The 20623-nt window shown below is 42.9% G+C and carries 17 protein-coding genes; 9 read left to right on the forward strand and 8 right to left on the reverse strand.

Annotated elements, in window-relative coordinates; translation table 11 throughout:
• The first annotated feature begins 150 nt into the window (after window positions 1–150).
• From OH461_RS01985 to OH461_RS02010, 6 genes are all read left to right on the forward strand, one after another.
• Window positions 151–549, forward strand: coding sequence for a hypothetical protein (locus OH461_RS01985; RefSeq protein ID WP_270018965.1), 399 nt, complete (start codon window positions 151–153; stop codon window positions 547–549).
• Window positions 550–1024: 475 nt separating this feature from the next.
• Window positions 1025–2263, forward strand: a complete 1239-nt coding sequence (locus tag OH461_RS01990; RefSeq protein ID WP_270018966.1) for an AAA family ATPase — start codon at window positions 1025–1027, stop codon at window positions 2261–2263.
• Window positions 2263–2844 (forward strand): HNH endonuclease, encoded by a 582-nt coding sequence (locus OH461_RS01995; RefSeq protein ID WP_270018967.1) that lies wholly within the window; start codon window positions 2263–2265, stop codon window positions 2842–2844. The genes OH461_RS01990 and OH461_RS01995 overlap by 1 nt, the downstream gene beginning before the upstream one ends.
• A 226-nt stretch (window positions 2845–3070) precedes the next feature.
• On the forward strand, window positions 3071–3898 hold the full coding sequence (locus OH461_RS02000) for a hypothetical protein (RefSeq protein WP_270018968.1): 828 nt from the start codon (window positions 3071–3073) through the stop codon (window positions 3896–3898).
• Window positions 3899–3944: 46 nt separating this feature from the next.
• Window positions 3945–5777, forward strand: coding sequence for a UvrD-helicase domain-containing protein (locus OH461_RS02005; RefSeq protein ID WP_270018969.1), 1833 nt, complete (start codon window positions 3945–3947; stop codon window positions 5775–5777).
• A gap of 594 nt (window positions 5778–6371) precedes the next feature.
• Complete coding sequence (locus tag OH461_RS02010; protein WP_270018970.1) at window positions 6372–8015, forward strand: mechanosensitive ion channel family protein; 1644 nt, start codon at window positions 6372–6374, stop codon at window positions 8013–8015.
• A gap of 82 nt (window positions 8016–8097) precedes the next feature.
• Here the strand turns inward: OH461_RS02010 and OH461_RS02015 are convergent, their stop codons facing one another.
• From OH461_RS02015 to rlmA, 5 genes are all read right to left on the reverse strand, one after another.
• Window positions 8098–9675 carry an alkaline phosphatase gene (locus OH461_RS02015; protein WP_270018971.1) on the reverse strand — a complete coding sequence of 526 codons (1578 nt, stop codon included), beginning with the start codon at window positions 9673–9675 and terminating at the stop codon, window positions 8098–8100.
• Between the two features lie 163 nt (window positions 9676–9838).
• Complete coding sequence (locus OH461_RS02020) at window positions 9839–11728, reverse strand: BCCT family transporter (protein ID WP_270018972.1); 1890 nt, start codon at window positions 11726–11728, stop codon at window positions 9839–9841.
• 121 nt (window positions 11729–11849) lie between these two features.
• Complete coding sequence (locus OH461_RS02025) at window positions 11850–12203, reverse strand: hypothetical protein (protein WP_270018973.1); 354 nt, start codon at window positions 12201–12203, stop codon at window positions 11850–11852.
• A 133-nt stretch (window positions 12204–12336) separates the two neighbouring features.
• Window positions 12337–13275 carry a ChaN family lipoprotein gene (locus OH461_RS02030; protein ID WP_270018974.1) on the reverse strand — a complete coding sequence of 313 codons (939 nt, stop codon included), beginning with the start codon at window positions 13273–13275 and terminating at the stop codon, window positions 12337–12339.
• A 153-nt stretch (window positions 13276–13428) separates the two neighbouring features.
• Entirely contained in the window at window positions 13429–14262 is an 834-nt protein-coding gene (gene rlmA, locus OH461_RS02035; RefSeq protein ID WP_270018975.1) for a 23S rRNA (guanine(745)-N(1))-methyltransferase, read from the reverse strand.
• Between the two features lie 317 nt (window positions 14263–14579).
• On the opposite strand from rlmA, the gene OH461_RS02040 reads away from it, so the two are divergent.
• Window positions 14580–16466 carry a methyl-accepting chemotaxis protein gene (locus tag OH461_RS02040; RefSeq protein WP_270018976.1) on the forward strand — a complete coding sequence of 629 codons (1887 nt, stop codon included), beginning with the start codon at window positions 14580–14582 and terminating at the stop codon, window positions 16464–16466.
• Window positions 16467–16542: 76 nt separating this feature from the next.
• On the opposite strand, the gene OH461_RS02045 is transcribed toward OH461_RS02040, so the two are convergent.
• Entirely contained in the window at window positions 16543–17427 is an 885-nt protein-coding gene (locus OH461_RS02045; protein WP_270018977.1) for a D-hexose-6-phosphate mutarotase, read from the reverse strand.
• Between the two features lie 110 nt (window positions 17428–17537).
• Entirely contained in the window at window positions 17538–18533 is a 996-nt protein-coding gene (gap, locus tag OH461_RS02050; RefSeq protein ID WP_270018978.1) for a type I glyceraldehyde-3-phosphate dehydrogenase, read from the reverse strand.
• 337 nt (window positions 18534–18870) lie between these two features.
• On the opposite strand from gap, the gene msrB reads away from it, so the two are divergent.
• Window positions 18871–19290 (forward strand): peptide-methionine (R)-S-oxide reductase MsrB, encoded by a 420-nt coding sequence (gene msrB / locus OH461_RS02055; protein WP_270018979.1) that lies wholly within the window; start codon window positions 18871–18873, stop codon window positions 19288–19290.
• Window positions 19291–19331: 41 nt separating this feature from the next.
• On the opposite strand, the gene OH461_RS02060 is transcribed toward msrB, so the two are convergent.
• Window positions 19332–20150 (reverse strand): DUF2989 domain-containing protein, encoded by an 819-nt coding sequence (locus OH461_RS02060; RefSeq protein ID WP_270018980.1) that lies wholly within the window; start codon window positions 20148–20150, stop codon window positions 19332–19334.
• A 102-nt stretch (window positions 20151–20252) separates the two neighbouring features.
• Here OH461_RS02060 and OH461_RS02065 point away from each other — a divergent pair, with 102 nt between their 5' ends.
• Window positions 20253–20540, forward strand: a complete 288-nt coding sequence (locus tag OH461_RS02065) for a YeaC family protein (protein ID WP_270018981.1) — start codon at window positions 20253–20255, stop codon at window positions 20538–20540.
• Window positions 20541–20623 lie beyond the last annotated feature (83 nt).

The raw sequence follows: 20623 nt of genomic DNA on the forward strand, positions 1-20623 counted from the left end.
GTTACAAACCCATCACGCAGGCTGCGTCACGCAATTTGCGTGATAACTTACCTGTGCCCCAAAGTTTGTTTCAGCGCATTCGTTTTAACGGCAGTCTAGCTGATTTTGCTATACTGCAACTAATCTAAATATCCTGTCAGGTTGTATGCGATGAACAAGAAAAAGTTGACCGAAAAAGAACTGCTAGAAGGGATGACTCCTTATCATATCCACAGTGATTTGCTTGCAAAGAGCGAAACAAAACCTGATTGGATATCCTTCGCCGACGGGGGAGAACGGGTTACAGATGATTTCATGGCTAACCGAAATGAGGTTTTCGATGAACCTAGTTCAGATTTGCTGAACCCTGATATTTTTCTTTCAAACCTCAAGTTAGCACTTGATAGCCTTCCAGATGGTGATATTGAGTTTTGTGACTTGGGCAATGAAATTGGTCGAGTCATTGCTAATTTGAACTCACCAAATAAGGCACTCTTACGTGAGGTAATTTATGGTGTTGAACATGGTTTTGACATGATTAGCAAAGAAAGAGGAACTGCGAATGAGTAAGCTTGATGAATGGGTCGACAACAATATGACATTAACCAGTATCATTATAATGGTTGTGGGCTTAACACTCGGATACATCCTTTTCTAGTATCAATAACTAAGGTTTCGAGGAAAACCTCAGTTGTTGCAAATTCTGCAATAAGTCCAATCTTCTAATTGTGCAACGGCCTGTTGCACAAATCAGTCAAAATCAAAAATGCCCCTTTTCTTGCTAGCGAAAGCTAACTGCTCCATCTCATCCCGATAATTATCGATAGATTTTCTAATACCAATCGTGAGGTGTGTAGAAAATACCCCACTTCGTCGTATTTTCTCGTTCGTGATTTTGGGATGTATAATTATACTCTATTCAAAAACATGCGCTTATGCTAAGTCCAAGTGTCCGGCGGACGCGCAAAAAATCCCAAAGTGTGGGGGGGAATTACCCCACTATTGGGATCTAATAAACTGTTATGCTGCATGAATAAGGAATCGCATGTATATTAAGAAAGTATGTTTAAACGAATGGCAACAATTTCAAGAGGTTGATATCGAATTTCATGATCGAGTAACGATATTGACTGGCGGTAATGGTAGTGGAAAAACAACCATTCTAAATATTTTAGCTAAGCATTGTGGCTGGAGTAGCGTTTCATTAGCTACACCTAAGACAGAATCTAGCACAGGAATAGTTAAATATTTCTTTCGCTTTTTTTCCGGTGCAGATAAAGGGAGCAATAACTCTATTGGAAGAATTACATACTCTAACAATGCGAATTCTCCGTTAGTAGTGAACAACGGTAATTCAGCGCAATACCATGTCCAGATTCAGCAACAACAAAATCTTCATTCTTTTTATATACCTTCGCATAGACCCATTTTTAAATACCAACAAGTAGGAAGTATTCCAACCACCAAGAAAAATAAGCAAAATGCCTTTCAGGAAGTTTCTCAAAGTAATATGCAAAGATATCAGGGGAATGGAGGACAACCTAGTAGCTTTTTCATGAAAAATACCCTGATAGGCTGGGTAATTCAAGGCTATGGCGTTCATAACGCTAACAAGGCGATCATGCCTTCAGATGACGAGCAAATACAAAATTTTGAAGGATTTCAAAAGGTTTTAAGAAAAATACTACCAGCAAGTATTGGGTTTGAAGAAATCGAAATTCGAAACATGGAGGTGGTTTTTGTTTGTAACGGAGGTAATGATGAGTTTGTATTGGAAACAGCTTCTGGTGGTATTAGCGCCTTAATAGATATAGCTTGGCAAATCTACATGTTTTCAACTAAAGATAAGTCTGACTTTACAGTGATTATTGATGAAATTGAAAACCATTTACATCCTATAATGCAAAGAAAAGTCTTGCCTGATCTAGTAAATGCTTTTCCGAATGCGAGATTTATTGTATCAACTCATAGCCCTTTAGTTGTTGGTTCTGTTAAAGACTCCGCAGTATATGCGTTAAAGCATAATTCGGTTGGTAAAGTTGATTCACATCAACTTGATTTGCATCATCAAGCGAAGAATGCTATTGAAGTGCTTGATGAAATTTTAGGCGTGTCTTTCACAATGCCTATATGGGTAGAAGATAAACTAAATTCGATTAATAAAAAATATGAGTCTAGTTCTGCTGACCCACAGGTCTTTACATTAATGCGTCAAGATTTGGCTGAGATCGGCCTTGAAAAGTTACTCCCTCAAGCTATTGAAAAATTCATGGAGGGAAAATAGTGATTAGATTATTTCGCCCAAATTGCCCAAACCCAGCAGCCCTTGCAGCGAACAACTACAAGCATCCTGATAATAAGGCCGCATTAAAAGACGCAAGCAATGATAAATGTATGTATTGTGAGTGCAAAATTTCTCATATCGATTTTGCTCATGTGGAGCACATCAAACCAAAAGCCGAAGATAAATACCCTGAACTAATGTTTGTTTGGGAAAACCTTGGCTACGCATGTCCAAAATGTAACAACTCAAAATCAGATAAATATCATGAAGATACTCCCTACATAAACCCATATAATGAAGACCCTGAGCAGCATCTCGTAGCTTATGGAACCTATTTATTCTCAAAGAATGGGAGTGAACGAGGAGATTTGACAATAAATGACCTTAACCTGAACAGGCCTGACCTTCTAGAAAAGAGACAGGTTAAAATTGAAGAACTCAAACGTACTATTGATGCTTGTTTTAGAACATCTTCGCAAGCTTTACGTGAAGCAGCACTAGCCGAGCTTCAAAAAGAAGCTGAAGCAGATAAAGAGCTGTCATTGTTCGTTAAATCATATATGTTGCTAAATGCAGCATAACACATATGGCCCCTTCTCCGGTCAATAGGCAATCTACTTCGTTTTCCCAAAACTAAAGTTATCTGAAGTGCTCGCCTTAGTGCAAAAGGTCTAACTAGATTTTGTCCAATTCAATGACAGACGGTATGCGTGTCTGAAGGCCAATAAATAAAAATATTGAGACACGGTAACTCGTTTTACTAAGCGATATCTTAGTACGAAAATAAAGAAACTAAAGGTGCTTATCGTGACGAAATTACCTACAAACTCACCAACTGACTTTTGCGTAGCCTTTATAGAAAGGGAACTTGAAGATAACCGAGAGAAAAAAATTTGGATGAATCGCTGGCCAATTATGCAACGGATGATTGATCAGGCATCAAATCTTGAAAGGGTGTTCAACGAGCTAATCCATCGGTTTGGCTACGCTGACAAACTAGCAATCCATTATGAATCAGAAAGGCCAAATGCTGAAGCTGTTTGGTTAACATTGGAACATATCTGGATGAGCGAAGATTTTGCGAAGGAAGAGTTTATCCAAGCTAGAACCAATAGGCGTGAGCTACTCAAATTGCAAGAAGATATCTCGGAGCTTTCATGTCGTCTGGCCGGTATGTTAAGACGCCAGAGTGAATTGTATGAGTTATCTGGTTTTCGCCGTCATGATTATCAAACAGCAATCGATTCGTTGGTGCAAGGCGGAGAGCATAACTATCTTTTCGGAGCTTACGTTAAAAATGAGCTTGAAAGTCTGGCGTACCAATATGATCTTAAATACTGGCCTTCACGGGCTGATGTCGTAGAAGCCATTGGTGAGTTTGAAGAGCTTCAACCGATACCACGACATGTTGAAATCCCTGATGCGGTACTAGATGGAAGAGCGTCAGACCATAAAGATTTTGTACTGGCGTTTGACGCCCAATTTGATGAGCAAAATCAGCTACCTATCGGATTTAGATTCAGCAATCAAGCTATGGCAGACATTATCAATGTAGTTTTAGATTTTCCTGAAGATAAGCTCATCATTGGTGATACTATTCGGACGATCAGGAATCGATATCTTCTTGCACAGTAACATTATATATCATGTGTAGTTGGCTAGCTTAAATAAGGAGCTATTAATGATTGGAGCCATCACATCGGTAACATTTTTAGTTGAAGAGAAACTTCTTCGGTTAATATTAGACCGATTGAGTGTTTGTGAACTTAAAAAACTAATGGAGATCGGAGTAAGAGCTGTAGGCATGGATAGTGCTATAATCGATAGCCCCAAGAGCAAAGATGAATTTTGTGAAGCGATTGAATACTTAGCCGCTAGGTTCAAAGAAGACCCTCATCAAGTGAATGCATTACTTGCAGTGTCGGCCCAGCAATTACAGTCCTTTCCCGACAACAAAGAAGCCAATTCACAACTACAAACCAGAGATCTAAGTGAGCGGAAAATTAACCTTACTTCGATTGTTACTTCAAAAAACTCTCTTAACATAAAAGCTAATAAGCAACAGGAAGAAATTGTTGAGAACTGTGAAAGAGGAATTCAGATAAATGCATTTGCTGGCACAGGTAAGTCAACTACATGCAAATTGATGATAGATCGGCTAGGTGAACGGAATAGCTTATACACATCGTTTCTCACGGAAAATAGAGACGATGCAAGGAGAAAAATCACTTCGAAAAGGCACGCACATACCCAAGATGGCTTAGCTGTCCAATATGCACTGGAGCATGCTCCATTCAAGCATATTTTTAATTACAAGGGGAATTGGAGTGCTCCTGTGTACCAAATGAAAGACGTAATAGGTTCTGCAATTCGTTTGGAAATTGGTCACGGCAGAAAGATCCAACAACATGGCATTGCTAAATTGGTTACAAGAACACTGCTAGATTATTGCCAGAGTCTCTATAGCGATTTAGATGACCGATTTGTTCCCAACTCCGTGATCAATCCTTCTGCCCGAAGTAAAATACTTTCGTGGTCAAGAAATTACTGGGATTATTTACTTTCCGGAAGAGCTGGGACAGAGCATTCTGCAACATATTCTCACTTGATGAAGTTTTGGTCTTTACGCCCTGAAATTTCAATGTCTGATGATTACACTAATATTATTGTAGATGAGGCACAAGATATTAATGGTGCCTTCCTTCAGGTACTTAACAACCATCAAGATCGGAATATCAATATTGTAGGAGACCGATATCAAGAGCTTTTTGGTTGGCGTGGGGCGATAAACTCAATGGGGATGTTCGGGAAAGACGGTTACCCTCTCGATCAAAGCTTTCGGTTCGGCGCCGCCATTGCTGATGCATCTAATACACTGCTTTCTAAGCATAGTGAGCCACCACAAACTAAGATTCGAGGGTTGGATTCAGTTGATTCGAAGATATCGTATTTTGATGATGATGCTCCGATACCACACCACAATGGCGCTATTCTAACGAGGACTAGAGCTGGTGTAATTCACATCGCAGACTCAGAGCTAAATGCAGGAACTAGGGTTCATATAAAAACGGAATTTGGCCATCTAAAGTATGTAATAAGAAACATAATTTACTTAGCGCAGGAGCAGTTTGACAAAATAGGACTCCCGTACTTAATGGGCTTTCCATCGTATGCATTTTTAGAAAATGAACTTAAGGATAACCCAGATCCCGATGTCTACTTTGGAATGAAGCTTTATGAGAGGTTTGGTGAGCGAGTGCTAGAAGTCATCGAACGAATTGAAAAATATAACTCTCCAGAATCTGATGCAATGAAAGTGATTTCGACTACTCACTCAATAAAAGGTAAGGAGTGGGATTATGTTGTTATATCACCCGATTATGCTTACGTGCTTGACAATGATAAAGCAGATCTAGATGCTGAGCTTGCGGTTCTATATGTGGCAATAACCCGAGCTAAGAAGCAGGTGTTTTTGCCTTCGAGTTTGAAGAAATACTTCTCTGGTAAAGGTTAGGTTTGAGCTGCTGTCCTGGCAAAATTGACCTGATCATCATTTTAAAGATAATTTAAACCCTTCTCCATAGTTGAAGTTATCCAAGCGTTTCGACCTTATGAGATTCGTAACAAGGTTTTGTCCAGAAACGAGTTTCAGCGGATGGTCTAGTGTGTGGATGGTCTGTTGTGTAGTCGCGGTTGTTTGATGCAAAGGAGTAGAGCACCGATTAGTAACTAAATGTCGGGAATAGCTTTGATCGACTTGATGGTATAGTTGAGAATTTCTGGGTGATTTTCTCAGGTTTTGCTTAGATAAAGGGCTTTTTGTTGAGAAATCCATGAACCCATTGATATTACTGGCCTCTCTCATGATTCATAATAACAAAAATTAATTCTTGCAAGTTTTGAACCATCCAAATCGCTAAGATTCGATTTTATAGACAAAGCCCTCTATTTAGAGGGCTTTGTTGTTTCTAGGCTCGGGAGCACTATAACGAAGAGAAAATCCCCGTGTGATAGTTTGCTGGTATACACTCAATATTGACGCCTTTTTGATGTTAGATTCATAACTTATTGATAGGCTTCGCGTTATGGCTTTATAAGTGAGGATTCTATGTTGCCACGCCTAATATTGATTGTGCTGTTTAGCTTATGCTCTGTGTTTGCCCATGCAGAGCAAACAGAACAAGTCATTACACCCACAAAGACAGAGTTAGCCATTAACTCAATCAACAGTGATATCGCTGATTTATCGCGTAGTCTAGCAACCGCGAGTGGCGATGAGCGCGATGCGATTCAATTGCAATTGTTCCACAAAAACGAAGAGCTACGTGAAAAGCTAGCCCTTGCCGTGCAGAGTGGTGATTTGCCAGAAGCCTTTTTACTGTCGCAGATTAAAAAACAGAAAAAGTACACCCAAGGTGCAACGGAATATCTGGATGAAAAAATCGGTCAGCTAAGTGAAGCGATTAATAAAGCGAAAACGGAAGATAAGTTACCACTCATCAACAATCTTAGAGAGCTGCAAAACTATCTCGATTCGATGTATCAGTCGAGTTGGCAAAACTTTACTTGGCTGAGCAAGCTCAACAAGCCAGATACTAAGTTAGAGCAGCAGTTAATGGAGGCGACCAATAGTCGTTTGCGTTTGCTTTCCGCTTCGGTTGAATACTTTAATCAGCAACAAGATTTTACGTCCAGTCAGCTAGCGACCAGTCCTGAGTCTGAAAAAGCATCTATCCAACTTAACCAGCTAATCATTAAGCAGCGTTTAGACATCGCGACCAATAGCCTTAAATCTCTGATTCCGATTGGTGATCATTTGGGGATTGAAACTGCGGAATATAAACGTTTAGTGTTTGAAGTGACCGGTAGCATTACCCAAGACTTGTTAAATGGTAAGGTGATTATTTCGATCATCTCTAGCTGGTCATCCGGTGCGTTTAATTGGTTAGCAGACAATGCACCACAACACTTTTTCCAGTTGTTAGTCTTCATTTTAATTTTATTGATTACCAGTGCTATCGCACGGGTGGCGCGTAAAATCGTATCGAAGACGGTGGTGTCGAAAAACCTCAAACTGTCACAGTTAATGCAAGATTTCTTTGTCTCCATGTCCGGCAAGGCTGTGTGGGTGATTGGTATCATGGTTGGTCTTTCGCAGATTGGCCTAAACCTAGCTCCAATATTGACCGGTTTCGGTATTGCCGGTGTCATTATTGGTTTTGCTTTGCAAGATACCTTATCTAACTTTGCAGCCGGTATGATGCTACTGATTTATCGTCCATTTGACGTAGGAGATTTTGTTTTTGCTGGTGGCGTAGATGGCAAGGTAAGCCACATGAGCCTAGTGAACACTACGATTCGAACCTTTGACAACCAAATTATCATCGTGCCAAACAGTAAAATTTGGGGTGACGTCATTAAAAACGTGACTCATGAGCGAATCCGCCGCGTTGATATGGTGTTTGGGATTGGTTATGCAGACGATTTACTTAAAGCTGAGGGCGTTCTTACTGAGATTGTGACCTCTCATCCTGCGGTATTGCGTACACCTGAGCCAATGATCAAAGTGCATACGTTGAATACGTCATCGGTCGACTTTATTGTTCGCCCATGGGTGAAAACCGATGATTATTGGGATGTCTATTGGGATGTCACCAAAGAGGTTAAATTACGCTTTGACCGAGAAGGTATTTCTATCCCGTTCCCACAACAAGATGTGCATTTGCACATGGTGGATAAGCCAGAGTCGTAAAGTAGAAAAGAGCGCATTAGCGCTCTTTTTTATGGGTGCTTGCACCTTGCTAAATATGGTTGCCGCAGTGAATGCAGGCAGCTTAGTTGACCATGTTTAATAGGTAGTCACCTAGCACTGAGTGGTGCATGATTTTTGATACAGGTAAGATTTTCTCTGCTGGCCCCCATGCAAACACATTAACCGGCGTATGAGTATGCGTACCCGTGCCCCAAACGGTATTCGTCGCGGTTGCTTGCTCGCGAGCTAAGATATTGCCACGATCGTTATAAGGGAAGAATGCGTCAAAGTCGTTAATGGCAGGTACTTGCTCTTTAGATAGGTACTTGTGACCAGCCAGACGGTATGGGTTTGGCTTACTTTTCAGTACATTTTCTGCTTGCTTTGCCGTGATAGGGAAATCGCTGCTCGCATTGACTATTTCAGCCAGTTTCTCAGGTGTTTGTTGCGCTTTTTCGAGCTTTTGAAACTCGCTGATCATTCCGTAATAACTCTGCTTTTGATTGTATAAGCCGTCGAGAATTTCAAACTGACCAAAGTTAAAATTAGGCGCATAAGGGCGGTCTTTGAATGCTTTTCCTGAACGTTGTTCTGGTTTTGGTAGCTCTTGCGAAGAATAGCTAAAGCCAAAAGAGCCGGTTTCATGATCGGCAGTGACAATAATGATAGTGTCGTCACGCCCTTGCGCCCACTCGTAAACGGAGTTTACGGCTTCATCGAATTTGATCATTTCATGCAGCATAGTGCCTGCATCGTTACTGTGGCCTGCCCAGTCAATTTGGCCACCTTCTACCATCAAGAAAAAGCCATCTTTATCTTTAGATAACAGGTCAATTGCTTTGACGGTCATCTCTTTTAGGCTTGGTTGAGTGCGGTTTGGGTCGTTTTTGGTTTGGCTGTATTTAATGCCATCGTTCATGCCTGAATAAGCAAACAAACCGAGTAACTTGTCGCCTTTGGCTTGTTCAAGCATTTTGCGGTTAAACGCCAAGTTGTAACCGGAGTCTTGCGCTTCAAGCAGCAAGTTGCGCTCATCTTTACGTTTCGATTTTAAATAGACGTCACCTTTAGTTAGCGTTTTCAATTGCTGATACGTGTCGCCTTTGTCATTGGTTGATTTAGGAATCCAGTGACGAATACCTCCCGAGAGCATCACATCTACACCAGTATTTAGCATGTCCGAGGCAATGCTGTTTTCCAGTGAACGGTGTGGTTGATGCGCAGCAAAGGCTGCTGGCGTGGCGTGTGTAAGACGAGTATCAGATACAAGCCCGGTTGCTTTACCCAACCGTTTTGCTTTTTCGAGCACTGTCTCTACATGATTGCCTTTTGAGTCAATACCGATAACTTCCGAGGCGGTGTATTGCCCTGTCGCTAGCATGGTAGCCGAACATGCAGAGTCAACCACGATCGCGTCTTCTGGATGAGTGAGAGAAGAGCCGATTACCCCATCATTTGCGAGTTTGAACAGGGCGGTAGGTTGATCTTTGTAGATTGAGTTCGGTGCTTGATTCGCATAGGTTTCTAATAGGCCCACTTGCTGCGGACCCATGCCATCTCCAATCATAAGGATGACATTTTTGATTTCAGCAGAGGTAGCGCTGAATGTAATGGTGGTGGTTGCGATAGCCGTAACAAGCGGCTTGATTAGGTGCTTCATTTTATATTCCTTCTCCATAAAAGCGGGCTCAGTTAATCATGGAGTGATTGCACTATTGTTACTGCAATGGAAACTTCACCTATTTGTCACAAACAGCTGCTTTATAAAAAAAGCCCACTAGGAAGTGGGCTTTGACTTAAGGAAGGAGAAGAGGTTAAAGAAATTAAGCGGCGCCGTTTACCACGGCATTATTAAACTCAATACGCGCTTGCTGTGCTTGCTCAGAGGCTGCCTGCTTAGCATCTTGAGCTTTGTTGACTGCTTCAAGAGCCGTCTGTAGCTCATTTTGTAGCTCAGTAGGCAAGTGATGGTCGGCAAACTCTTCGGCACCGCTGTGTTCTAGAGCAAAAGCACGAATACGTTTCTTCACTTTCATTAAATTCGCCATCGCTTCACGTTCGCTTTCAGCCGCATCCTGAGCCGCGTCACGGCTTTTCTCAAAGCGAGCCAGTGCGATACCTTCCGATGACCAAGGGTCCATCTCTGGTAGCTCTTCAATATTGATGGTTGGCTCTACGTAATCTTCTTGATGACGTAAATCTAATGAAGTTGCACGTACGGCAGAAATCATCAGCATCACTGAGATACCCAGCAACGGTAAGCCGCCCACAATCGCGGCGGTTTGCAGCGTACTTAGTCCACCCATAAACATCAGTACGGTTGGTAAGAATGAAAGCGTGAATGCCCAGAATAGGCGGTTCCAGCGCATTGGTTCTTCAGAGACGTTGTTTTGCACGACTGAAGCTAAGATGTAGGAGATGGAGTCAAACGTTGTCGCAGTAAAGATCACGCAAAGTAGAGTAAATACCGCGATAACCAAAGTGCCCATCGGTAAGGCTTCAAGCATAGAGAAGATAGCTTTGGTCGCGCCTTCAGTATTGAGAATACCAACGATGTCCAACTCACCCGATAGCTGTAGCGATAAGCCGTAGTTGCCCAATACCATAAAGAATAGGAAACAGCCTAGTGAGCCAAAGAAAATGGAGCCTGACACCATTTGCTTGATTGTGCGACCGCGGGAGATACGTGCAATAAACAAGCCCATACTTGGAGCGAAAACTAACCACCAAGCCCAGTAGAAAATCGTCCAATCTTGTGGGAAGTGGGTGTTCTCAAACGGACCATAGCCACCAAACGGTTCAGCCCATGTCGCCATCAAAAAGAAGTTAGACAGCATGCGACCAATGGAGTCTAAACCGGTTTCTAACATAAAGATGGTAGGGCCAACGGCTAATACGAATGCTAAAAGACCCATCGCACCCCAGAAGTTAATGTTACTGAGTAGTTTGATGCCTTTTTCCATACCCGCATAAGAGGAGTAACCGAAAATCGCAGTACAAACTAATAGCACCACAATTTGGCTAAAGGTGGTTTGCGGAATGCCAAATAAGTAGTTTAGGCCTTCACCAATCAGAGGGGCTGCAAGGCCAAGTGTTGTTGCTGCGCCACCTAACAAACCAAAAATGAAAAGTACGTCAACGATTTTGCCCACAGTACCTTTACTGCGCTCTTCACCAATGGCTGGCATGAGTGCGCTAGAGACTTTCAAAACAGGCTGTTTACGAACGTAAAAGAAGTAGGCGATAGGAAGAGCAGGAATCAGATAGATAGCCCATGCAATTGGGCCCCAGTGGAATATGCCGTATGTAGCGGCCCAGCGAACGGCTTCTTCGCTACCCGGCTCTAACTGAAAAGGTGGTGATTGGTAATAGTAAGCCCATTCAATACAGCCCCAATAAAGGATACTGGCACCGATACCACCGCAGAACAGCATCGCCGCCCAAGAGGAGGTCGCAAATTCAGGTTTTTCGTCAGGGTCACCTAGCTTAATTTGTCCCATGTCGCTAAACACAACATAGATCATAAAGAAGAAGGCACATAGACCTAGAGCTAAATATAGGAAACCGAGTTTATCGGTCATAAAGGTTTTAGCCACGGCTATCCAATCAGCGCCTTGCTCAGGGAACAAGATTAAAGGGATAACAACAGCCAAAAGAAGGGTAATTGCACCAAAAAAGGTCGGCTTGTCGATAAGCGCGAAGGAGTTTTTCACGACAGGGTTCATCCATAATAAAGTATCTGACCATTATGTGCGGTCAGGCTTTTAACGGACAAACAGACAATTTTGTCGTGAAGATAAATGTTAATGTAGCGGCACTTGCTTGATAAAAATATCAAGCAAGCATCAAAATCAAACCACCAATGGTTGCCGCTGCGGAAACTAATTGCCCCGCTGAATATGAATCGTCTTCCTCTTCTTTAACCTTATCCGGATGGTCCATACCCAGAGCTCCGTGCGCAAAAGATTCAACTTTTTCGCCGACAGATTTTTCAGGTTTAGCCGCTGAGCTTTCTTTTTCTATTTCTTGTAAGGCGGCAAGCAAGGCTTTGCCTTCTTCAGATAGCGTCACTTTATTCTGCTCTACTTTTAGTGGCGCAGGGCTGTTCGCTGCTTCAGTTGGCTTGGCTTGAGGCTTGACTTGTTGGGCAGGCGTCAGCTTAGCTGGCTCCATTCCTACTGGTGTCATAATTATCTCCTGTAACGGTCCTCAACTAATGTATCGACCAACGTAACTAAAACTTTGATGAATTATTCGTTGATCAAATCAAAAATTACAAAGCAAAAAACAAGCCACTTTTTGTTCACTCGTATTTGTACGCTTATTGGCAGTGTAACTTTTTGTTACGGTGGGTGATGGTTTGATAAGCGGCGACTTGGTGCTCGTGTTTTACATAGCGTTGCGGTGGTTCGAGGACCAGTAACTGAAAATCAGTGTTGTCTGAGGCGATCTGGGTGACGGGAGTGATAACCACGACGTTAAGCTCTGGATTTCGGCGCAGGATAGAGGCCTTAATGCCTAAACCGCCTTCAGTATGAAACTTACCGGCAACATGCATGACTTGATGAGTAGGGTGTACGGCCAGATGATTCACAATGCTTTCTGCCATGGTCTCGTCCCATGTAATTTGTGCTGCGTAGTGTTTTTCGGTTTGCTCTGGTTTTCCGTGGTGCATTGAGGCCATAAATTTCGACTTGTAAGGGGAGTCTTGCGTGTTGACTTCATTGGCTATCCAACTGCGATGCGTGTTGTCTAACCTGTCTAGATACTCAATGCCCTCTCGGCCAATACAACGCACAATAGATTTTGGCGCGTTAGAGGCGATAACTGCCATTTTATTGCGCTTAGCGAGCTCAATTAAAGGTCGATAATCACTCTCATAGTTTGGCCACGCTTGTGTTTGTTTAATGAACGTTCGTTCACCGATTTCACTGGCTAGGTAGTTATCAATCACGGCTTGATAAGGCCGAGAGAATTGCTCCATGGATAACGTCACTGGGCGGTCTGTCTGGCTAAGCTGCTTTAGAAGATCAGTCTGAAAGCGGTGTACAGCGCTATGGGTGTGCCATTCGCCTACCAAAACAACATCAGCATTAGCAATGGAGCGAGGTAAGTTTGATAACTCTATTCGCTGACCTTCAGGGGTTGCGAATTGATAGTCATAGAAACTGATAACAGGAGCGGCAGAAGGCGATGGAGAGGTTGCTGCGCAGGCCGTGAGAGTGAACACGCCAAGGAAAACAGACAAAAGTTTGTTCATATTTAGGGCCTCTAATAACCATCCTAGTTAAGTGTAGAGTACGAGGTTAACCACCCAGAGTTCATTAGTGAGGTTAACCTTGTTCACTTTTAGAGAGTAATAGAGACCTCAGTGATGCTCAATGTTTATTCCATTGGCACTGATTGGTGGAAGTTAATTATCTTGTGCCGGCAGTTTTCGATAGACGCGAATCATAAAGTCTACTTCGCAATCAAACTGTTGAGCGGATTTAAGCATGTCACGTAGTTCGTCACTGGCCTTCCAAGCGAACGGCGTCATTTGCAAAAGGTCAAAAGCATGGCCTTGCTGTAACGGCATGATGTAATTGAGCACTTCTTGGTGCTCTAATTCGAACCCTTCAATTTGCTCAGGCTGTTCGTCGTGCAGCCTAACTTCATGGTAGATATGCTCACGTAGTTGATACAGGTGGCGGCCAGCGGGTGATACGGTGATCACGACGCCGTTATCTTTAACGCAGCGCTGTAACTCTTGTGCTTTACATGGCGCGTATATGCGCAGAACCGCATCTAAGCTTTGATCAGAGAAAGGCAGACGATGGCTTGAGGCAACGCTGAATTGGCAGTTCTGGTAGCGCTTGGATGCGTAACGGATGGCTACTTTTGAGATATCCAAACCAAATACTTGTGCCGACGCTGATTGGGCCAACAATTGCTCAGCTACTTCGTCAGTGTAGTAACCTTCACCACAGCCAATATCAAGAAGTTGATGATCGGTGCCTTGAACAAACTGAGCGCACAACTGAGCGATCTTTTGTTTCATCGGTTGGTAGTAATCACATTCGAGGAAACGGCGACGAGCTTGCATCATCTCTTTGTTGTCACCAGGATCTTTCGAACGTTTATGATGCGCGGGCATCAAGTTTACGTAGCCTTCTTTCGCGAGGTCAAATGAGTGGTTATTGGCACAGCGATACGTGCGTTCTGAAAATGTCAGTGGTTGATGACAAAGTGGACATTGATACGGCATGGAAATCTTAACCTATTTTAACTGGTGTGGAGTGTAGCAAAAAACGGCCTCGATAGAGAAATAGATATGATCTTGAGCCAAGTTTAATTATTTAGTTGATTATTTGGTCATTTGGGAATGATTCCAAAGTTAACTCTGTGTATAGCATCAAGTTATGGAATAAATAGAAGGTGTTATGATCGGTTATGTCTATATATGAATATTGGGTATGCATTGGAGTGTGCCGTTAACGGGATCTCTGTTCGAGAGCTCGTTGGCGTGAAGATTTGGATAAATCATAACTATAAATAAGTATTAATGGTATTTGGGCTCTATCTATGGATTTAAGTAAAATGACGCTAAAGCGGCTGCTGACGTTAATTATAGGCGGCATATTAGTCGTCGCCGTACTTGGCGTTTCGCTATTTAGTTACAACACCTTTCAAAATTATAACCTTGAAGAATCGGTCAATTTTAGAAAACAACAAGGTCTTTCTGTTTCGATTCAGGTCGAGCAGTACGTAAGCAACATTGAAGCGCGTTTAGGTGCGGTCAGTGAAGCTATGCAATATCAAAATGGTCAGGTTTTAAATGAAGAGACCATGTTTAAAATGCTTAGCGATTTGAATAAGACCGCAAGCGCGACTGCAACTTACATTGTATTTGAAGATGGTTCGTCTTTAGAGCATACCGGAGAGAAGTTTAGCGGTATGGGGTTAACTGGTGAGTGGTTTTCTGGACCAAAATCAGGCAAGCCATTTGTGCTGACAGAACCAAGTGTAGACCAAATCTCTGGTAAATTATTGTCATCTTTAACCATTCCAGTGATGAAAGATGGCGTCTTCATCGGTGTTGCGGGCACGGATATTTCGTCGGATGTGTGGTTAAAACTGGTTGAAGAAAATGTGCCTGATGGGCAATTATTCTTAATTGATGGCAATGACAACATTTTGTTCACCCAATATCCGGATCTGTTGAGTAAGAATATCTACGAAGTTCGACCTATGTACCGAGATTTTGATGGCTCACACATTACTTATCAAATAAATGGTAGTGATGAGCATATTGGTACAAAGAACGGACCTAACCCTCACGGCCTAACGGTATTTACTTATGAGCCGATGGAGGAAATCCTCGCACCAAGTCAAGAGATGCTGAAGTTCTCTCTGTGGTCTGCGTTGGCTTTTATTCTAATTTGCTTAGGTGTGATTTACGTTGTGATTCAAAAGCTCATCTACGTACCGATTGGTGGTGAGCCAAAACACATTCAACACATTATCGAGCGCATAGCGGCTGGGGATTTAACCGTAGACGCAAAAGCGAAAGGTAATGACACCGGAGTATACGCAGCAACCGTATCTATGGTGGCAAACTTAAGAGCCATGGTTGGTCGTATTAACACTCAGTCTAATCAAATTGAAAGCACGTCAACGGAGTTAGCGAGTCTTGCCGAAAATACCCGTAGCAGTTCGACAGACCAGATCTCGCAAATGGAGCTTACTTCGACAGCGATGAATGAGATGGTTTCAACGGTGGAGGAGATTTCTCGTAACGCACAACACGCGTCTACATCGGCGACCGATGCGTTTGAGCACGCACAGCTTGGTGCACAAGTGACTACCGAAACGTCAGACGTGATCAATAAGCTTGGTCAAGATATCGAGGTAGTAGCTGAGACCATCACTGAACTGAAAAATGAAACAGGTAATGTGGCAAACGTATTGAACGTGATTCGAGACATTGCAGAACAAACAAACTTACTTGCGCTTAATGCAGCCATTGAAGCGGCGCGTGCGGGTGAGCAGGGGCGTGGTTTTGCGGTCGTGGCGGATGAAGTCCGTTCTTTAGCTAGCCGTACTCAAAACAGTATTGAAGAGATCAATACCACGATTAGCAAGCTTCAAACCGTGGCGGAAACAGCGGTAGACTCTATGGTGCAAAGTCAGAATCAAACCCAAGGCGCAATTGAAATGGCAACCAAAGCCAGAGATTCGCTAAGCTCCATTTTAAGCTCAGTAGATATGATTCAAGATATGAACGCGCAGATTGCAACCGCAGCGGAAGAGCAAAACGCGGTAGCCCAAGAGATAAACCAATCGGTAGTTACCGTAAATGGCTTGGCTACGCACACCAATGAAAATGCGATGCAAACGGAAGAGTCGACCCGCAACCTTTCTTCAGTAGTGGAAAGCTTAACGGAGATTACCAGCAAGTTTAAAGTGTAATCGTATTGGCGAGTTAGCAATCGACTTAATAATAGAAAAGGCAGTGGTATGAAGATATCACTGCCTTTTTATTGGATTAGCTTGCTGAGATAACTGTGCTGAGAGCGTAGCTTTCGTCAGGCTGAAGAGTGATACCATCATTGATGCTTGGTGCGTAAACCGTAGATTCAACACAAAGCATGGTTTGGTAGCCATCGTCTTGCATATCACCCATACCTTGAGCGCCTTGCGCCCACGGATTCCAAAGCACGGCTGAATTATGACCTTGGTTTTCGATATTGATCACGCGGTCGATGACAGGGTCAGAGACTTTAATTACCGCTTCAGGTTTTGTGTAGACACGGTCGATAGTGTCAGTTAGCACTAACGTATCACCGCCTTGGCAAACCTTGTCTTCAAGCAGACTGTCGATGTACTCGCCACCCATGCCTGTCGTTTGTGCTTTTTCAATATCACCCACGTTTAGGTAGGTGTGTAACGCACCAGAGAACGTCCAAGCATCGTCATCGATATTGGTGACTTTTAATGTCACTTTCAGTTCATCGCCCACTTCAACTAGAAGTCGAGCATCAAACATATGTGGCCAAATATCGTGAGTTTCTTCACTTGGGAATAGGGCAAGTTCAACAATAACACCGTTTTCGTTTTCACGGTGTTCAACCAGTTCCCATACCGTGCTACGTGCAAAACCATGTGCAGGCGCAGCAATACGGCCAAACCATGGCCAGCAAACAGGAATGCCGCCACGAAGTGCTTTTACACCATCAAATACAGCGTCTTTACTCATCCAAATCAGATCTTGTTGACCTGCTGGCTGATAAGACACCACATGGCCGCCAAACAACGAAATACCGGCGATTGCTTTGTCATGGATAATACGAACAATTTTTACGTTGTCTTTTTCTACAATCGTAACGTTGTCAGAGAGAACGGTATGTGCAGGGAGTGAGACTAAATCCATCGTTTAAGTCCTTTTCTTAGTCAATATGGCAACAGAAATTGCGGATACAAAAAAGGCGACTATAAAGTCGCCTTTTTAAAATTCATACGCTAATTGCGCATCCTAAGAAATTACTTAGAGATGTGAGCGATTAGGTCTAGAACTTTGTTTGAGTAACCGATTTCGTTGTCGTACCAAGATACAACTTTAACGAAGTTATCAGTTAGAGCGATACCAGCTTTAGCATCGAATACTGAAGTTTGAACTTCACCGATGAAGTCTTGAGAAACAACTTGGTCTTCAGTGTAGCCTAGAACGCCTTTTAGTTCGCCTTCAGAAGCTTCTTTCATTGCTGCACAGATAGCTTCGTAAGATGCACCTTTCTCTAGGTTAACTGTTAGGTCAACTACAGAAACGTTAGCTGTTGGTACGCGGAAAGCCATACCAGTTAGTTTGCCGTTTAGTTCTGGAAGAACAACGCCTACAGCTTTAGCAGCACCAGTTGAAGATGGGATGATGTTCTGAGAAGCACCACGACCACCGCGCCAGTCTTTAGCAGAAGGACCGTCTACAGTTTTTTGAGTTGCTGTAGTAGCGTGAACTGTAGTCATAAGACCAGATACGATACCGAACTTGTCGTTAAGAACTTTAGCAACAGGTGCTAGACAGTTAGTAGTACAAGAAGCGTTAGATACGATGTCTTGACCAGCGTAAGTGTCTTGGTTAACACCCATAACGATCATTGGAGTCGCGTCTTTTGAAGGACCAGTTAGAACAACTTTCTTCGCGCCAGCAGTGATGTGCTTACGTGCAGTCTCGTCAGTTAGGAAAAGACCAGTTGCTTCAGCTACAACGTCAACGTCGATTTCGTTCCACTTAAGATCTTCTGGGTTACGCTCAGCAGTAACACGTACAGTCTTACCGTTAACGATTAGGTTACCACCTTCAACTTCAACAGTACCGTTGAAACGGCCGTGAGTTGAGTCGTACTTAAGCATGTATGCCATGTACTCTACGTCGATTAGGTCGTTAATACCTACTACTTCGATGTCGTTACGCTCTTGCGCTGCACGGAAAACGAAACGGCCGATACGGCCGAAACCGTTAATACCTACTTTGATAGTCATTATAGTTGCTCCACAACTTAATTTCTGATTAAAGATAACTGGTAGTAAAATTACAGAATCCAGTAAACATCTGCAACAGATAATCGGACTTAACTTGTTTAAAGTCAAAAAAAACAGACGCTTTTTTTCACAATTAGTCGCAAACGGTTATCTTTTATACGGATCGTAGATTTTTATCCTATCCAGTTGACGTAAAATGCTAGTGGCGACTCAAATCCTATCCTGGATTTTACATCGCGCTATCTCGGTGAGAAAGTATGTGCTACAAAGGCTGTTTGGTGCAAGTTTTTCACTGAAATTTAGATAATAATAAAGTACAAAATGGAGAAGTAATCAGATGGAAAAGAAGTCTAAAAATGTCGTCAAGCCAGATGAATACTGGCGTGAGACGTTGTCTGATGAACAGTATCGAGTTTGCCGACTACAAGGAACAGAAGCCCCATTTAGTGGCACGTTACTGCATAACAGAGAAAGTGGCATATACCACTGCACTTGTTGTAATGCGGAATTATTTCAATCAGACAATAAGTACGATTCTGGATGTGGTTGGCCGAGTTTTGATGCGCCGATTGACGCACAGGCGATTCGCTATTTAGAGGATCTAAGTCACGGAATGAAGCGAATAGAGATTCGTTGTTCTGCCTGTGATAGCCACTTAGGCCACGTTTTTAATGATGGACCGCCTTCTACGGGTGAGCGTTACTGTGTTAATTCTGTGTCGTTAATTTTCAACAATCCACAAAAAAGCGGTGAATAATTCACCGCTAATTGTTTTATCCTTTCAAGTTGATGTTGGCGTTATTGAAAGTTAGCGAGCATGCTTGCTCGGAATGCGCCATCTTCTATAGCGTCTTCTACTTCACTTGCGACATCATCTAACTGATCATACTTTTCTTGTACAAAGCCATACATCAGTTGACGGCCACTCGCCGAAGCAATCGCAACATCAAAATTGCTGGCCACTTGAGCCCAAATGTAAGCTTGCTCTTTGCGATTCAGACTGAAATTAATGCTCGCTAAAGATTTGAGAATATCGGTATTCACCTTTTTGCCGTCTGACAATTCTAGTGCGCGGTGTAAGAGGTGAATAGTTTTCTCTTGGTCGCGAGACGTATAAAAGGTCGCAAGTGCGTATTGCATCTCTGAGGTTTCAAGCGCAGGCGAGCCTTCCATTCTTAAGAACAGGCGCTGAGCTTGTTCATCGCCTTCTTGACTCCATAAGAAGTAAAGCGCCTGAGGGGACGTTGAGCGTTTTAGCTCTTGAACCAATCGCGTTTTCTCTTCGCCTGAATGCATCAAAGCAGTGAAGCGTTTGTCTTTACGACTGTTTTGGTCGATAGGTTGAATTTGCGCTGCGAGAGAGAGGCATTTTTCATACTCGGCAAGAATATGGTACTCCTCAATTTTGTTTTGATCGGTAGGAGCTTTTAACACTTCGAAGCGATGCCATACCAAGTCAGTACGAGCGACACGGCATTGGCCGTCATCCATGTTGAGCTGTTCACAGCGGAGTGCTGGATTATCAGCACATAATTGTTCTGTGTTTTTTCTACTCTCGAAACATCCTACAAGAGCAAAGCTAAGGCCAATCGTGGCAACCAACTTTAGTTTATTCATAATTTAATGCTTGTGATCAATTACACTTATTGATGGAAGTCTACTTGACTCCATTATTGAGCCAGTTATGTTTTGCTCAAACGACAATGATAAGGATAAATCATGGACGCAGAGCAGTTAGTCAATGCCATCACCCCAGAAGCTTACCAACGTCTGTTGTATGCCGTTGAAACGGGTAAGTGGCCTGAAGGAGAAACACTTACTCAACAACAACGCGACTCTTGCATGCAAGCGGTAATGCTCTACCAATCAAAACATAACAGCGCCGCGGAGCACATGACGGTAGCGCAGGGTGGTGAAATCAGTTTTAAATCCAAAGCTGAACTCAAAAAACAGTTTCAAGCCGACCAAAGTGACATTGTTAGAGTAAATCCGAACAAAGCAGACTAACGATGACAATTTGTTCAAGATAGCACACCAACCAGAAGTTTTCTTATGGCAACAATGAGTTATCTTGGTTGGGGCACATATTA

This window comes from Vibrio sp. LaRot3, from assembly GCF_027587025.1.
Taxonomy (GTDB): Bacteria; Pseudomonadota; Gammaproteobacteria; order Enterobacterales; family Vibrionaceae; genus Vibrio.

Coding starts and splice junctions, on each gene's coding strand:
- OH461_RS01985 (WP_270018965.1), top strand. CDS start 151: ATGAACAAGAAAAAGTTGACCGAAAAAGAACTGCTAGAAGGGATGACT.
- OH461_RS02005 (WP_270018969.1), top strand. CDS start 3,945: ATGATTGGAGCCATCACATCGGTAACATTTTTAGTTGAAGAGAAACTT.
- rlmA (WP_270018975.1), bottom strand. CDS start 14,262: ATGCCGTATCAATGTCCACTTTGTCATCAACCACTGACATTTTCAGAA.
- OH461_RS02030 (WP_270018974.1), bottom strand. CDS start 13,275: ATGAACAAACTTTTGTCTGTTTTCCTTGGCGTGTTCACTCTCACGGCC.
- OH461_RS02025 (WP_270018973.1), bottom strand. CDS start 12,203: ATGACACCAGTAGGAATGGAGCCAGCTAAGCTGACGCCTGCCCAACAA.
- OH461_RS02015 (WP_270018971.1), bottom strand. CDS start 9,675: ATGAAGCACCTAATCAAGCCGCTTGTTACGGCTATCGCAACCACCACC.
- OH461_RS02045 (WP_270018977.1), bottom strand. CDS start 17,427: ATGGATTTAGTCTCACTCCCTGCACATACCGTTCTCTCTGACAACGTT.
- OH461_RS02040 (WP_270018976.1), top strand. CDS start 14,580: ATGGATTTAAGTAAAATGACGCTAAAGCGGCTGCTGACGTTAATTATA.
- OH461_RS01990 (WP_270018966.1), top strand. CDS start 1,025: ATGTATATTAAGAAAGTATGTTTAAACGAATGGCAACAATTTCAAGAG.
- msrB (WP_270018979.1), top strand. CDS start 18,871: ATGGAAAAGAAGTCTAAAAATGTCGTCAAGCCAGATGAATACTGGCGT.
- gap (WP_270018978.1), bottom strand. CDS start 18,533: ATGACTATCAAAGTAGGTATTAACGGTTTCGGCCGTATCGGCCGTTTC.
- OH461_RS02010 (WP_270018970.1), top strand. CDS start 6,372: ATGTTGCCACGCCTAATATTGATTGTGCTGTTTAGCTTATGCTCTGTG.
- OH461_RS02065 (WP_270018981.1), top strand. CDS start 20,253: ATGGACGCAGAGCAGTTAGTCAATGCCATCACCCCAGAAGCTTACCAA.
- OH461_RS02060 (WP_270018980.1), bottom strand. CDS start 20,150: ATGAATAAACTAAAGTTGGTTGCCACGATTGGCCTTAGCTTTGCTCTT.